The organism is Bacillus cereus group sp. MYBK95-2 (genome assembly GCF_051915225.1).
GTDB lineage: Bacteria > Bacillota > Bacilli > Bacillales > Bacillaceae_G > Bacillus_A > Bacillus_A cereus.
Genome location: NZ_JBQAEH010000016.1, coordinates 24733 through 40191 on the forward strand (window position 1 = coordinate 24733; position 15459 = coordinate 40191).

Here is a 15459-nt window from a genome sequence, read left to right on the forward strand (position 1 = left end):
CCATGGAAATTTCCCCACACCATGCCATGGCAAAGCGGCCGGGTGTGTCAGCAACCTTCCACTTCATCGCAGTCAAAGACCAACATTGTCTATTATACAATGTTATTCGTCTAGATGCAAGCATCTTTTTGTTTGCATCTGCTTTTCTCTACTTTTGCTATTATACATGGCACTTTAAAGAATTTCAAGTTTTCATCTAACAGAATTCATTTTACAGTTTCTGGATTATCTTTTGTCGTTTTTATAATACTATAGAAGAAACTCGTCAAAACAAAAAACACCCTCTTCTTCCTTATATAAACGCAAACAAAAAACCTAAGGGAAAATCCCTTAGGTTTTTTTATATCAGTTAAGATTACTCAACGATAGTAGCAACTACACCGTAACCTACTGTACGTCCACCTTCACGAATAGAGAATTTAGTTCCCTCTTCGATAGCGATTGGAGCGATAAGTTCGATAGTCATTTCGATGTTGTCACCAGGCATTACCATTTCAGTACCTTCTGGTAATTGGATGATACCAGTTACGTCAGTTGTACGGAAGTAGAACTGAGGACGGTAGTTAGCGAAGAATGGAGTGTGACGTCCACCTTCTTCTTTAGATAATACGAAAACTTCAGCTTTGAATTTAGCGTGAGCTTTTACAGAACCGCTTTTTGCAAGTACTTGTCCACGTTGGATGTCTTCACGAGCAACCCCACGAAGTAAAGCACCGATGTTGTCTCCAGCTTGAGCTTGGTCAAGAAGTTTACGGAACATCTCTACACCAGTTACAGTTGTAGAAGCATTTTCTTCAGCAAGACCGATGATTTCTACTACGTCACCAACTTTAACGATACCGCGCTCAACACGACCAGTAGCAACTGTACCACGACCTGTGATAGAGAATACGTCCTCTACAGGCATTAAGAATGGTTTGTCAGTTTCACGTTCTGGAGTTGGGATGTAAGCATCAACTTCAGCCATTAATTCAATGATTTTTGCTTCCCAATCAGCTTCTCCTTGAAGAGCTTTAAGAGCAGAACCTTTGATTACAGGAATGTCGTCGCCTGGGAATCCGTATTCAGATAATAGGTCGCGAACTTCCATTTCTACTAATTCTAATAATTCTTCGTCATCTACCATGTCGCATTTGTTTAAGAATACAACGATGTAAGGAACACCTACTTGACGAGAAAGAAGGATGTGCTCACGTGTTTGAGGCATTGGGCCATCAGCAGCAGATACTACTAAGATACCGCCGTCCATTTGAGCAGCACCAGTGATCATGTTTTTAACATAGTCAGCGTGACCTGGGCAGTCAACGTGTGCATAGTGACGAGTTTCAGTTTCGTACTCAACGTGTGCAGTTGAGATTGTGATACCGCGCTCTCTTTCTTCTGGAGCAGCATCGATTTGATCGTATCCGCGTGCTTCAGCACCACCAGCTTTTGCAAGAACTGTAGTGATCGCAGCAGTTAATGTAGTTTTACCATGGTCAACGTGGCCGATTGTACCGATGTTAACATGGGGTTTAGAACGTTCGAATTTAGCTTTAGCCATTCTAAATTCCTCCTTAGTTTATATAGGTTATTTTATATTTAGACTAGAAAGTGAAACTTACGTCCCACTTTCTAAGCTTACATAAGTAGTTATACTTGAACAATCGATAAAAATCAATTATTCACCTTTATTTTTTTTGATAATTTCTTCAGAAACAGACTTTGGTACTTCTTCATAGTGGTCAAACACCATAGAGAATGTTCCGCGTCCTTGAGTGTTAGAACGTAATGACGTTGCATAACCGAACATTTCAGAAAGTGGAACCATAGCGCGAACAACTTGTGCGTTACCGCGAGCTTCCATACCTTCTACACGTCCACGACGAGATGTTACGTCACCCATAATGTCACCCATGTACTCTTCAGGAATTACAACTTCAACTTTCATCATTGGCTCAAGAATTACTGGGCTACATTTAGAAACCGCAGCTTTAAGTGCCATAGATGCAGCGATTTTGAACGCCATCTCAGATGAATCGACATCATGGTAAGATCCGTCAACTAATGCAGCTTTAATGTCAACTAGTGGATAACCAGCTAGTACACCATTTTTAAGTGCATCTTCAAGACCTGCTCCAACAGCTGGGATGTATTCACGAGGAACTACACCACCGACGATCTTGTTTTCGAATTCGAATCCTTTACCTTCTTCGTTAGGTTCAAACTCAATCCAAACGTGACCGAATTGTCCACGACCACCAGATTGACGAGCGAACTTACCTTCAACTTTCGCAGCAGCGCGGAAAGTCTCACGGTATGCTACCTGAGGAGCACCAACGTTTGCTTCCACTTTGAATTCACGGCGCATACGGTCAACGATGATATCAAGGTGAAGTTCACCCATACCAGCGATGATAGTTTGGCCAGTTTCTTGGTCAGTGTGAGCACGGAATGTTGGATCTTCTTCAGAAAGCTTAGATAATGCTGTACCCATTTTATCTTGGTCAGCTTTAGATTTTGGTTCGATAGCTACAGAGATAACTGGCTCTGGGAATTCCATAGACTCAAGGATAACAAGGCTCTTCTCGTCACAAAGAGTATCACCAGTAGTAGTATCTTTTAAACCTACAGCAGCAGCGATATCACCAGCGTAAACTGTTGAAATCTCTTCACGGCTGTTAGCGTGCATTTGTAGGATACGACCTACACGCTCACGCTTACCTTTAGTTGAGTTTTTCACGTATGATCCAGAGTTTAACACACCAGAGTACACACGGAAGAACGTTAACTTACCAACATAAGGGTCAGTCATGATTTTGAATGCTAAAGCTGCGAATGGTTCTTCATCGCTAGACTTACGTTCTACTTCTTCATCTGTATCCGGTAGAGTACCTTTAATAGCAGGTACATCTAGTGGAGATGGAAGGTAGTCGATAACTGCGTCTAACAGAATTTGAACACCTTTGTTTTTGAATGCAGAACCACAGATTACTGGGAAGAATTCTACAGAAGTTGTAGCCTTACGGATACCAGCTTTAAGCTCTTCTACAGTGATTTCTTCACCTTCTAGGTACTTCATCATCATTTCTTCATCAAGCTCAGCTACCGCTTCAATAAGTTTTCCACGGTATTCTTCAGCTAATTCTTTGTGCTCTTCAGGAATTTCAACACGTTGAATGTCTGTTCCTAAATCGTTACCGTACATGTAAGCACACTCTTCAACAAGGTCAATGATACCATTGAACTCATCTTCAGCACCGATTGGTAACTGAATTGGATGTGCGTTTGCTTGTAAACGATCGTGGATTGTTCCTACAGAGTATAAGAAATCTGCACCGATCTTATCCATTTTGTTAACGAATACGATACGAGGTACGCCGTAAGTAGTAGCCTGACGCCAAACAGTTTCTGTTTGTGGTTCTACACCAGATTGCGCATCAAGTACTGCTACAGCGCCATCAAGTACGCGTAAAGAACGTTCTACTTCTACTGTGAAATCTACGTGTCCTGGAGTATCAATGATGTTTACACGATGACCTTTCCATTGTGCTGTAGTTGCAGCAGAAGTAATTGTGATACCACGCTCTTGCTCTTGCTCCATCCAGTCCATCTGAGATGCACCTTCGTGAGTTTCACCGATTTTATGAATACGTCCTGTGTAGTACAGAATACGCTCAGTTGCTGTTGTTTTACCAGCATCGATGTGAGCCATGATACCAATATTACGAGTGTTTTCTAAAGAGAACTCTCTTGCCATTTGGTGTCTTGCTCCTTCCATATATGGATTGGATTTTTTTATTTTAAGTAGCAAAAAAGCCACTTTATATTGTTACACATGTCAGTATGTCCAGTACTCTCATTATGTAAAACGAGCGCCCGATGAAAGGGAGAGGCATTCTCCCTCTCCACACTTCCATAAGCGACAAATAAAGCGGTTTATGCTTACATTTATTTTACGTTGAATCCTACCAACGGTAATGAGCAAATGCTTTGTTAGCTTCTGCCATTTTATGAGTGTCTTCACGTTTCTTAACAGATGCACCAGCGTTGTTAGCTGCATCTAAGATTTCGTTAGCAAGACGCTCTTCCATAGTTTTTTCACCACGAAGACGAGCGTAGTTTACTAACCAACGAAGACCTAAAGTTGTACGGCGTTCTGGACGAACCTCAACTGGAACTTGGTAGTTAGCACCACCAACACGACGAGCGCGTACTTCAAGAACAGGCATGATGTTCTTAAGAGCTTGCTCGAATACTTCCATTGGCTCTTTACCAGTACGTTCGTTTACGATATCGAACGCATTATAAAGAATTGTTTGAGATTTACCTTTTTTACCGTCAACCATCATTTTGTTGATAAGGCGTGTTACTAGCTTCGAATTGTACATTGGATCTGGTAACACGTCACGTTTCGCAACAGGTCCTTTACGAGGCATATTGAGTTCCTCCTTTCATTTTAAAGTTATTATTTTTTAGCAGGTTTTGGTCTCTTAGTACCATATTTAGAACGTCCTTGCATACGTTTGTCAACACCAGCTGTGTCAAGCGCACCACGAACGATGTGGTAACGTACCCCCGGTAAATCCTTTACACGACCACCGCGAATTAATACTACGCTATGCTCTTGTAGGTTATGACCGATACCTGGGATGTAAGCTGTAACCTCGATACCGTTTGTTAAACGTACACGAGCGTATTTACGTAACGCTGAGTTAGGTTTCTTTGGAGTCATTGTACCAACACGAGTACATACACCACGTTTTTGAGGTGCAGAGATATCAGTTGATTTTTTCTTTAAAGAGTTAAAACCTTTGTTTAACGCAGGTGATTTAGATTTCCATACTTTATCAGTACGACCATTTCTCACTAATTGGTTAATAGTAGGCATTTGATTATCCTCCCTTCGCATGTTTGTATGACCACATATCCAGGTGGTTCATTATTAGTTGAAAACAAAGTTTTTGCAAGGAAGAGCAAATGCTCTCTCCTCACAAAAACAGTTTTAACTTATTATTCCTATTGCTGAAGCTCCCACTTGAATCCCCGAAGCTTTACCAAGCTTACGAACTGATTCAACTTTTGTTATGGGCACGTTATATTGCATTGCAATACGAATGATAGCATGGGTTAACCGCATGTCAGCATCCTCTGCGATGACAACTTCTTTAACTGTACCATTTTTGATTGCTTCCAATGTGCGTTTATGACCAACGACTACATTTTCAGCAGTTGATACTTTTTGATAAGACATATAAATATCCTCCAAAGCATCGTTCAGGAGCAACCTTGATTATAGTAACATTTTGACTCATACAATGTCAACTAAGATTAATTGTTTTTATACAAAATTTATGACGGAAAATTTTACTGTTCCACATAAACCTCATCGTTTTCTACGTTCATGTCATCTTGTGTTGTTTTTACAAGATCCACTTTGCGATAACGATTCATACCTGTTCCAGCAGGAACAAGTTTACCGATAATAACATTTTCTTTTAATCCTAGAAGTTCATCGCGTTTACCCTTAATTGCTGCATCAGTTAAGACACGAGTTGTTTCTTGGAACGATGCTGCAGATAAGAATGAATCTGTTTCAAGTGAAGCTTTTGTAATACCAAGTAGAACAGGTCTAGCTGTTGCTGGTTGCTTACCTTGCAGTAAGACCTTAGCATTCGCATCAGTAAACTGATGGATATCTAGTAATGTTCCTGGTAATACATCTGTTTCACCTGCATCACTTACACGAACTTTACGTAACATTTGACGTACCATTACCTCTACGTGTTTGTCACCAATTTCTACCCCTTGCATACGGTATACTTTTTGAACTTCACGTAATAAGTATTCTTGAACCGCCGTAATGTCCGTTACTTTTAGTAATTCTTTCGGATCAATAGAACCTTCTGTTAACTCTTTACCGTGGCTAATTGGCTGTCCTGGAGTTACTTTCAGACGAGCACCGTAAGGAATAGCATACGTACGAGCTTCAACTTCACCCTGTACAACTACTTCTTGGCGATCTTTAACGTCGTTGATCGCTGCGATAACACCGTCGATTTCACTGATAACTGCCTGACCTTTCGGATTACGAGCTTCGAAGATCTCTTGGATACGAGGTAAACCTTGAGTAATATCATCTCCGGCAACCCCACCTGTATGGAATGTACGCATCGTTAACTGTGTACCTGGCTCACCGATAGATTGAGCTGCGATAATACCTACCGCTTCTCCTACTTCTACGTCTGTTCCAGTTGCTAAGTTACGACCGTAACACTTCTTACATACACCGTGGCGAGTGTTACACGTAAACGCTGAACGAATGTTTACAGTTTCAACACCCGAATTTTCAACGATATGAGCGATATCTTCAGTAATTAATTGATTTTCAGCAACTAATACTTCACCTGTTTCAGGATGTTTTACAGTTTTTCTTGCAAAACGTCCAACAAGACGATCATATAATGACTCGATAACTTCATTACCCTCTTTAATCGCACCAATTAATAAACCGCGATCTGTTCCACAATCATCTTCACGAACGATTACATCTTGTGCAACGTCAACAAGACGACGTGTTAAGTAACCAGAATCGGCAGTTTTAAGTGCTGTATCGGCAAGACCTTTACGCGCACCATGCGTAGAGATGAAGTACTCAAGTACTGTTAAACCTTCACGGAAACTCGATTTGATTGGAAGTTCGATGATACGACCAGATGGATTGGCCATAAGACCACGCATACCAGCAAGCTGAGTAAAGTTAGATGCGTTACCACGGGCACCTGAGTCACTCATCATGAAGATTGGGTTGCGTTTATTCAAGGATTTCATCAGTTTTCCTTGGATAACATCTTTTGCATTACTCCAAATAGAGATAACGCGATCGTAACGTTCTTCTTCCGTGATTAAACCGCGACGGAATTGTTTAATTACATTATCTACTTTTGCTTGTGCTTCGTGGAGAATTTCATCTTTTTCGCCTAATACAAGAATGTCAGATACCCCAACTGTAATACCAGCTTTTGTAGAGTACTTGAATCCTAAGTTTTTCATACGGTCAAGCATGCGAGACGTTTCTGTAATTTGGAAACGTTTGAACACTTCCGCAATGATGTTACCAAGGATCTTCTTGCTAAATGGCGCCACTTCTTCGCGACTAGCAATAATTTCTTTAATGTTCGCACCTTTTTCAACGAAATATTTCGCTGGTGTTTCTTTTTCAAGGTTTGAATTTGTTGGTTCATTAATATAAGGGAACGACTCTGGTAAGATTTCGTTAAATATTAATTTACCAACTGTTGTTAATAGAAGCATACTCTTTTGCTCTTCAGTAAATGTTGCGTTGTTTACTGCACTTGCAGCTACTGCAACACGTGTATGAAGATGAACATATCCATTTTGATATGCAAGCAATGCTTCGTTTGCATCTTTGAAGACCATACCTTCACCGATTGCACCTTCACGCTCAAGTGTTAAGTAATAGTTACCTAATACCATATCCTGAGATGGAGTAACAACTGGTTTACCGTCTTTCGGGTTCAAGATGTTTTGTGCCGCTAACATAAGAAGACGAGCTTCAGCTTGAGCTTCTGATGATAAAGGTACGTGAACGGCCATTTGGTCACCGTCAAAGTCCGCGTTGTATGCAGTACATACAAGTGGGTGAAGACGGATTGCGCGACCTTCTACTAATGTAGGTTCAAACGCCTGGATACCAAGACGGTGAAGTGTTGGTGCGCGGTTTAGAAGTACTGGATGTTCTTTAATCACAGACTCTAAAACGTCCCAAACTTCAGGTTGTACACGCTCGATTTTACGTTTCGCACTCTTAATGTTATGTGCTAATCCTTTTTCAACTAACTCTTTCATTACGAAAGGTTTGAACAGTTCAAGCGCCATTTCTTTTGGCAATCCACATTGATACATCTTTAAGTTCGGTCCTACAACGATTACAGAACGACCAGAGTAGTCAACACGTTTACCTAATAAATTTTGACGGAAACGTCCTTGTTTACCTTTAAGCATGTGAGATAGTGATTTTAATGGACGGTTACCTGGCCCAGTAACTGGACGGCCACGACGACCATTATCGATTAATGCGTCTACAGCTTCTTGTAACATACGTTTTTCGTTTTGAACAATGATGCTTGGTGCACCTAAGTCCAATAGACGTTTTAAACGGTTGTTACGGTTAATTACACGACGGTATAAGTCGTTTAAGTCAGAAGTAGCAAAACGTCCACCGTCTAACTGTACCATTGGGCGTAGTTCTGGTGGGATTACTGGTAGAACATCTAAGATCATCCAAGACGGTTCATTTCCAGAGTTACGGAATGCTTCTAATACTTCTAGACGTTTAATAGCACGAGTACGGCGTTGTCCTTGTGCTGTTTTTAATTCTTCTTTTAAGAAGTCTACTTCTTTATCTAAATCGATGTCTTGTAGTAGCTTTTTAATTGCTTCTGCACCCATAGCAGCTTGGAATGTGCTACCATATCGATCACGATATGCACGGTATTCTTTTTCAGAAAGTAATTGCTTCTTATCAAGTGGTGTATCTCCACTTTCTGTTACAACATAAGAAGCGAAATAAATTACTTCTTCAAGCGCGCGAGGGGACATGTCTAAGACAAGTCCCATGCGGCTCGGGATACCTTTGAAATACCAAATATGAGATACAGGAGCAGCTAATTCGATATGACCCATACGTTCACGACGTACTTTTGCACGCGTTACTTCAACGCCACATCGATCACAAACTACACCTTTATAACGTACACGTTTGTATTTTCCGCAATGACATTCCCAGTCCTTTTGTGGTCCGAAAATACGCTCACAGAATAAGCCATCTTTTTCAGGCTTTAACGTACGATAGTTAATAGTTTCTGGTTTCTTAACTTCACCGTATGACCAAGAACGAATCTTGTCAGGTGAAGCAAGTCCAATCTTCATATATTCAAAGTTATTTACATCTATCAAGGGGCCTACCTCCCTTTTAGTCTACAGGTTATCCCAATTATTCCTTAGTTGTCTCAACTTCGACATTCAATTTATCTGCTGATTGATGATCATCGTCATCTTCTGTATCACGCATTTCAATTTCTGTATCGTCGCTAGACATCATTTTAACGTCCATACCTAAACTTTGCAGCTCTTTAATCAATACTTTGAATGATTCAGGAACGCCTGGTTCTGGAACATTTTCGCCTTTAACAATTGCTTCATAAGTCTTAACACGTCCAACAACATCATCAGACTTCACTGTTAAGATTTCTTGAAGAGTATAAGCAGCACCGTAAGCTTCAAGTGCCCAAACCTCCATCTCACCGAAACGCTGTCCACCGAACTGAGCTTTACCTCCAAGAGGTTGCTGCGTTACAAGTGAGTATGGTCCAGTAGAACGAGCATGAAGTTTATCGTCAACCATGTGCGCAAGTTTGATCATATACATGACACCAACAGATACGCGGTTATCGAATGGTTCACCAGTACGTCCGTCATACAGGATTGTTTTCGCGTCATTTGCCATACCAGCTTCTTCAATTGTGCCCCAAACATCTTCCTCACGAGCACCATCGAATACTGGTGTTGCAATGTGAATGCCAAGGTATCTTGCTGCCATACCAAGATGAAGCTCTAATACCTGACCGATATTCATACGAGATGGTACCCCTAATGGGTTTAACATGATATCGATTGGCGTACCGTCTGGTAGGTAAGGCATATCTTCTTCTGGTAAAATACGAGAAATAACACCTTTGTTACCGTGACGTCCGGCCATTTTGTCACCTTCAGAAATTTTACGTTTTTGAACGATATATGCACGTACAAGTTGATTCACGCCCGGTGGCAATTCATCGCCATCTTCACGGTTGAATACTTTTACGTCTAAGATAATACCGCCACCACCGTGTGGTACACGTAGTGATGTATCACGTACTTCACGCGCTTTTTCTCCAAAGATAGCATGTAATAGACGTTCTTCAGCTGTTAATTCTGTTACACCTTTAGGTGTTACTTTACCAACAAGTAAATCTCCATCTTTTACTTCAGCACCAACGCGAATGATACCGCGCTCGTCAAGGTTACGTAATGCGTCTTCCCCAACGTTTGGAATGTCACGTGTAATTTCTTCTGGTCCAAGCTTCGTATCACGAGCTTCTGATTCATATTCTTCAATATGAATAGAAGTGTACACATCATCTTTTACAAGGCGCTCACTCATGATGATCGCATCCTCGTAGTTATAACCGTCCCAAGTCATGAAGCCAACAAGCACGTTACGTCCAAGTGCTAGTTCACCTAATTCCATAGAAGGACCATCCGCAAGGATTTCACCTTTTACAACTTCATTTCCAACACTTACGATTGGACGTTGGTTGTAACAAGTTCCTTGGTTAGAACGAATGAATTTTTGCATTTTGTAGCGATCTAAGTCGCCTTTTACTGTTTGACCGTCAACTTCTACATAGCGACGTACCCAAACTTCACGTGCTTCTACGCGCTCAACAACCCCAGGATGTTTACAGATTACTGCAGCACCTGAGTCTTTTGCTGATACGTACTCCATACCTGTACCTACAATCGGAGATTCCGGATTCATTAACGGAACCGCCTGACGTTGCATGTTCGCTCCCATAAGTGCGCGGTTAGAGTCATCGTTTTCTAAGAACGGAATACAAGCTGTCGCTGCCGACACTACTTGTTTTGGAGATACATCCATGTAGTCGATGCGTTCTCTATTTGTGACAATGTTTTCACCACGGAAACGAGCTACGATATCTTCACTTAGGAATTCACCTTCGTCAGATAATTTCATATTCGCTTGGGCTACAACATAGTTATCTTCTTCATCTGCTGTTAAGTAATCAACATGCCCTGTTACAAGACCAGTTTCTGGGTCAACACGACGGTATGGTGTTTCAATGAAACCAAACTCATTTACTTTCGCGAACGAAGATAATGAGTTAATCAAACCGATGTTTGGTCCCTCTGGTGTTTCAATCGGACACATACGACCGTAGTGAGAGTAATGAACGTCACGCACTTCAAAGCCTGCGCGCTCACGCGTTAAACCACCAGGTCCTAATGCAGATAGTCTTCGTTTGTGAGTTAACTCTGCTAATGGGTTTGTTTGGTCCATAAACTGAGATAACTGAGAACTTCCGAAGAACTCTTTAATAGATGCAATAACAGGACGAATATTAATTAGTGCCTGTGGTGTAATTGCATTTGTATCTTGGATCGACATTCTCTCACGAACAACACGTTCCATACGAGAAAGACCGATACGGAATTGATTTTGTAACAGTTCTCCAACAGAACGCAGACGACGGTTTCCTAAATGGTCAATATCATCTGTATCCCCTACTTTGTATAGTAGGTTGAAGAAGTAACTGATAGAAGCAAGGATATCACCTGGTGTAATGTGTTTCACATCACGAGTAATGTTTGCATTACCAATTACATTAATTACGCGTTCGCCTTCCGACTCAGGAGCATAAATCTTAATAGATTGCAGCTCAACATCGCCTTCTACCACTCCACCCATTGGTTTCGCTGTTTTGAATCCAATGTTTTTCTCTAAGTAAGGTAAAATGCGATCAAGTGTACGACGATCTAAGATTGTTCCTTCTGCCGCTAAAATTTCACCAGTTTCTGGATCCACTAATGTTTCAGCTAAACGTTGATTAAACAATCTGTTTTTAATGTGTAACTTCTTGTTGATCTTATAGCGACCTACATTTGCTAAATCGTAGCGCTTTGGATCAAAGAAACGAGACACAAGTAAGCTCTTAGCATTTTCTACCGTTGGTGGTTCACCAGGACGTAGACGCTCATAAATTTCAAGCAATGCTTTTTCTGTGCTATCTGTGTTGTCTTTTTCTAATGTGTTGCTTAAGTATTCGTTATCACCTAAAAGCTCGGTGATTTCTTGATCAGAGCCAAACCCTAATGCGCGTAACAAAACAGTTACAGGAAGTTTACGCGTACGGTCAATACGCACATATACAACATCCTTAGCATCTGTCTCATACTCTAACCAAGCTCCGCGGTTTGGAATTACAGTAGCAGTAAAACCACGTTTTCCGTTTTTATCCACTTTGCCACTATAGTATACGCTTGGAGAGCGAACTAACTGGGAAACGATAACACGTTCTGCACCGTTAATTACGAATGTTCCAGTCTCTGTCATGAGTGGGAAATCTCCCATGAACACATCTTGTTCTTTTACTTCACCAGTTTCCTTGTTGATTAGACGCACTTTTACACGAAGTGGTGCTGCATACGTCACATCACGCTCTTTGCATTCGTCTACAGAGTATTTAGGTTCACCTAAGCTGTAGTCGATAAATTCAAGCGATAGATTTCCCGTAAAGTCTTCAATCGGAGAAATGTCTTGGAACATTTCTCGCAAACCCTCATCAAGAAACCACTGATAAGAAGAGGTTTGAATTTCGATAAGATTTGGTAACTCTAATACTTCACTAATACGGGCATAACTTCTTCGTTGGCGGTGGCGTCCGTATTGAACTAGTTGACCTGTCAACTGCTTCACCCCTCAAATCATGAGTATTATAAATGCACAAAAAAATTTGTGCAAAATCACAAATAAATACAACTACTGCTATTAGCGTAGTCTCTTTCTCTTAAAGATAAATACGTTGAGTCTTTCTACCTGCTCAAAAAAGAAAAATGGCTTCTATAAGAAAACCATCATTCTGTTTCATAATCTGCTGATTTTACTATCTTTTCCAAGAGAAACAAAAATATACATCTTTCTCAACGCAGAAAATCATATATTGGCATTGTATAATGTTAACATAGCCAAAAATAACCGTCAACGTTTTTTTGATTTTATGATATAATATCCTTTTTTCTTTTCTACAACCTCAACCTCAGAAAATACTTCTTCTAGTTTTTTTAGCGCAGACGGTGCACCTTGTTTCTTTTGAATAACAATCCAAAGTTCTCCACCTGGAACTAAATACTCCACAGCTTTTTCTAAAATCTCATGTACGATATCTTTACCCGCACGAATTGGAGGGTTAGATAGAATAGCAGCATACTTACCATCTACATTTTCATAGACGCTACTTTGAAAAATACGTATATTCTCGATTTTGTTATTAGCGGCGTTTTCTTTCGCAAGCCCAAGTGCCCTCTCATTCACATCCACCATGTGAACTTCACGACCTTGAAACTCTTTCGCTAACGACAAACCAATAGGACCGTATCCGCAACCTACGTCTAATATATTACCTTTAATATCTGGCATTTGAAACGCTTCAATTAAAAGACGGGAACCAAAGTCCACTTCGTTTTTCGAGAACACCCCATGGTCAGATAAGAAAGTAAATCGAGATCCACGAAGGTCAAACTCCCATCGCTTACGATCACTTTTACTAGAAGGGTCGTTAGAAAAATAATGGTCTGCCATATGGCCACCTCTTTTCTTTACAGTTAAAAAAAAAGCTCGCATGAGAGCGAGCTTTTTTTAAAGCATCAAAAGTTAATTACTTAACTTCTACAGCAGCGCCAACTTCTTCAAGTTTAGCTTTGATTTCTTCAGCTTCTTCTTTAGCAGCAGCTTCTTTGATTACTTTTGGAGTGTTGTCAACTAATTCTTTAGCTTCTTTTAAGCCAAGACCAGTGATTTCACGAACAACTTTGATAACTTTGATTTTTTGTGCACCAGCGCTAGTTAGTTCCACATCAAATTCAGTTTTCTCAGCAGCAGCTTCTCCAGCGCCACCAGCAACAGCTACAGGAGCAGCAGCAGTTACGCCGAATTCTTCCTCGATAGCTTTTACTAAGTCGTTAAGTTCTAATACAGTCATAGATTTAACTGCTTCAATGATTTGTTCTTTAGTCATTGTAAATATCCTCCCTTAAATAGGTTTGTATTGTTTTATCGATAATACGTAATTATCTTTTAAAAAATTAAGCGCCTTGCTCTTCCTTTTGGTCTGCAACTGCTTTAGTAGCAAGTGCAAGGTTACGGATTGGAGCTTGAAGAACGCTAAGAAGCATAGAAAGTAAGCCTTCACGTGATGGAAGAGTAGCGATTGCTTTAACCTCATCAAGTGTTACAAGTTTACCTTCGATTACGCCCGCTTTAATTTCTAAAGCTTCATGATCTTTAGCGAAGTCGTTTAATACTTTCGCAGGAGCAACTACATCCTCGTTACTGAACGCGATTGCGTTTGGTCCTGTTAAGAATTCATTTAACTCAGCCATTTCAGCAGATTCTGCAGCACGACGAGTTAGAGAGTTTTTGTAAACTTTGAACTCAACGCCAGCTTCACGTAATTGCTTACGTAATTCTGTTGCTTCAGAAACTGTTAAACCACGGTAGTCAACAACGATTGTAGATTTACTAGCGCGAAGTTTGTCCGCGATTTCAGTTACAACTTGTTGTTTAGTTTCGATTACTTTGCTCATGTTATTACACCTCCTGTAGATTATATAGAAGATGTACCGAAAGTGCACTAAAAACCTCCATGCCCAACTTGTAGACATGGAGGCATATAGTCACAGAAAAAAGATTCCGCTTCGTATATTAACACCTAGGTAGGAAATTAAGTCTATTGACACCTACTGTCTACGGTACACTAATTAAATTCACAACATAAATGATTATATTAAAACTTCTTTATGAAGTCAACTTCCAAAATTTACGCTAATGTAGAAACGTCTACACGTACGCCAGGTCCCATTGTAGAAGCAACTGTTACGTTCTTCATGTAAGTACCTTTTGCAGCAGCTGGCTTAACTTTTTGTAAAGTGTCAGCAATTGTTTTGAAGTTTTCTACTAATTTAGCATCTTCGAAAGATACTTTACCGATTGGAACGTGGATGTTACCAGCTTTATCAACGCGGTATTCAACTTTACCAGCTTTGATTTCGTTAACAGCTTTAGTTACATCGAAAGTAACTGTTCCAGTTTTAGGGTTTGGCATTAAACCTTTAGGTCCTAATACGCGACCAAGTTTACCAACTTCACCCATCATGTCAGGAGTTGCTACTACTACATCGAAATCGAACCAACCTTGTTGGATTTTACCGATGTAATCAGTATCGCCTACGAAGTCAGCTCCAGCAGCTTCAGCTTCTTTAGCTTTTTCACCTTTAGCAAATACTAATACACGTTGTACTTTACCAGTACCGTGTGGAAGAACAACTGCGCCACGGATTTGTTGGTCAGCTTTCTTAGGGTCAACACCTAAACGGAATGCAGCTTCTACAGTTGCATCAAATTTAGCTGTGTTTGTTTTCTTTACTAATTCTACTGCTTCTGTTGCAGAGTAAGCAGCTGCACGATCAACAAGCTTTGCAGCTTCTACGTACTTTTTACCTCTTTTAGCCATTTTTATTTCCTCCTCGAATGTGGTTTTAGCGGAATAACCTCCCACGTTTACGCCTGTTTTCAGGTATAACCTGAGGATGAGCGCCATCCATTTATTTAAAAACGATAAT

11 protein-coding genes and 1 other annotated feature are annotated in these 15459 nt (G+C 40.5%); all 11 genes read right to left on the minus strand.

The window, feature by feature from the left end:
- Window positions 1-355: 355 nt before the first annotated feature.
- Window positions 356-1543: an elongation factor Tu gene (tuf, locus tag ACTFN4_RS28745; RefSeq protein ID WP_001029614.1), complete on the minus strand. Its 1188-nt coding sequence runs from the start codon at window positions 1541-1543 to the stop codon at window positions 356-358.
- Between the two features lie 117 nt (window positions 1544-1660).
- On the minus strand, window positions 1661-3739 hold the full coding sequence (gene fusA / locus ACTFN4_RS28750) for an elongation factor G (RefSeq protein ID WP_000090370.1): 2079 nt from the start codon (window positions 3737-3739) through the stop codon (window positions 1661-1663).
- A 208-nt stretch (window positions 3740-3947) separates the two neighbouring features.
- Complete coding sequence (gene rpsG / locus ACTFN4_RS28755) at window positions 3948-4418, minus strand: 30S ribosomal protein S7 (RefSeq protein ID WP_001137491.1); 471 nt, start codon at window positions 4416-4418, stop codon at window positions 3948-3950.
- Between the two features lie 29 nt (window positions 4419-4447).
- Window positions 4448-4870 carry a 30S ribosomal protein S12 gene (gene rpsL / locus ACTFN4_RS28760; protein WP_001142341.1) on the minus strand — a complete coding sequence of 141 codons (423 nt, stop codon included), beginning with the start codon at window positions 4868-4870 and terminating at the stop codon, window positions 4448-4450.
- Window positions 4871-4984: 114 nt separating this feature from the next.
- Window positions 4985-5233, minus strand: coding sequence for a 50S ribosomal protein L7ae-like protein (locus tag ACTFN4_RS28765; protein ID WP_000121836.1), 249 nt, complete (start codon window positions 5231-5233; stop codon window positions 4985-4987).
- 113 nt (window positions 5234-5346) lie between these two features.
- Entirely contained in the window at window positions 5347-8958 is a 3612-nt protein-coding gene (gene rpoC, locus ACTFN4_RS28770; RefSeq protein WP_000567939.1) for a DNA-directed RNA polymerase subunit beta', read from the minus strand.
- Between the two features lie 37 nt (window positions 8959-8995).
- Complete coding sequence (gene rpoB, locus ACTFN4_RS28775) at window positions 8996-12529, minus strand: DNA-directed RNA polymerase subunit beta (protein ID WP_000147553.1); 3534 nt, start codon at window positions 12527-12529, stop codon at window positions 8996-8998.
- Window positions 12530-12820: 291 nt separating this feature from the next.
- Complete coding sequence (locus ACTFN4_RS28780; protein ID WP_000763268.1) at window positions 12821-13420, minus strand: class I SAM-dependent methyltransferase; 600 nt, start codon at window positions 13418-13420, stop codon at window positions 12821-12823.
- A 76-nt stretch (window positions 13421-13496) separates the two neighbouring features.
- Entirely contained in the window at window positions 13497-13856 is a 360-nt protein-coding gene (gene rplL, locus ACTFN4_RS28785; RefSeq protein WP_000159736.1) for a 50S ribosomal protein L7/L12, read from the minus strand.
- 67 nt (window positions 13857-13923) lie between these two features.
- Entirely contained in the window at window positions 13924-14424 is a 501-nt protein-coding gene (gene rplJ, locus ACTFN4_RS28790) for a 50S ribosomal protein L10 (protein WP_000048716.1), read from the minus strand.
- A 39-nt stretch (window positions 14425-14463) separates the two neighbouring features.
- Window positions 14464-14608 (minus strand) — a sequence feature (ribosomal protein L10 leader region).
- A 49-nt stretch (window positions 14609-14657) separates the two neighbouring features.
- Entirely contained in the window at window positions 14658-15350 is a 693-nt protein-coding gene (rplA, locus tag ACTFN4_RS28795; RefSeq protein ID WP_001987630.1) for a 50S ribosomal protein L1, read from the minus strand.
- Window positions 15351-15459 lie beyond the last annotated feature (109 nt).

Coding starts and splice junctions, on each gene's coding strand:
- rplL (WP_000159736.1), bottom strand. CDS start 13,856: ATGACTAAAGAACAAATCATTGAAGCAGTTAAATCTATGACTGTATTA.
- rpsG (WP_001137491.1), bottom strand. CDS start 4,418: ATGCCTCGTAAAGGACCTGTTGCGAAACGTGACGTGTTACCAGATCCA.
- fusA (WP_000090370.1), bottom strand. CDS start 3,739: ATGGCAAGAGAGTTCTCTTTAGAAAACACTCGTAATATTGGTATCATG.
- tuf (WP_001029614.1), bottom strand. CDS start 1,543: ATGGCTAAAGCTAAATTCGAACGTTCTAAACCCCATGTTAACATCGGT.
- ACTFN4_RS28780 (WP_000763268.1), bottom strand. CDS start 13,420: ATGGCAGACCATTATTTTTCTAACGACCCTTCTAGTAAAAGTGATCGT.
- rplJ (WP_000048716.1), bottom strand. CDS start 14,424: ATGAGCAAAGTAATCGAAACTAAACAACAAGTTGTAACTGAAATCGCG.
- rplA (WP_001987630.1), bottom strand. CDS start 15,350: ATGGCTAAAAGAGGTAAAAAGTACGTAGAAGCTGCAAAGCTTGTTGAT.
- rpsL (WP_001142341.1), bottom strand. CDS start 4,870: ATGCCTACTATTAACCAATTAGTGAGAAATGGTCGTACTGATAAAGTA.
- ACTFN4_RS28765 (WP_000121836.1), bottom strand. CDS start 5,233: ATGTCTTATCAAAAAGTATCAACTGCTGAAAATGTAGTCGTTGGTCAT.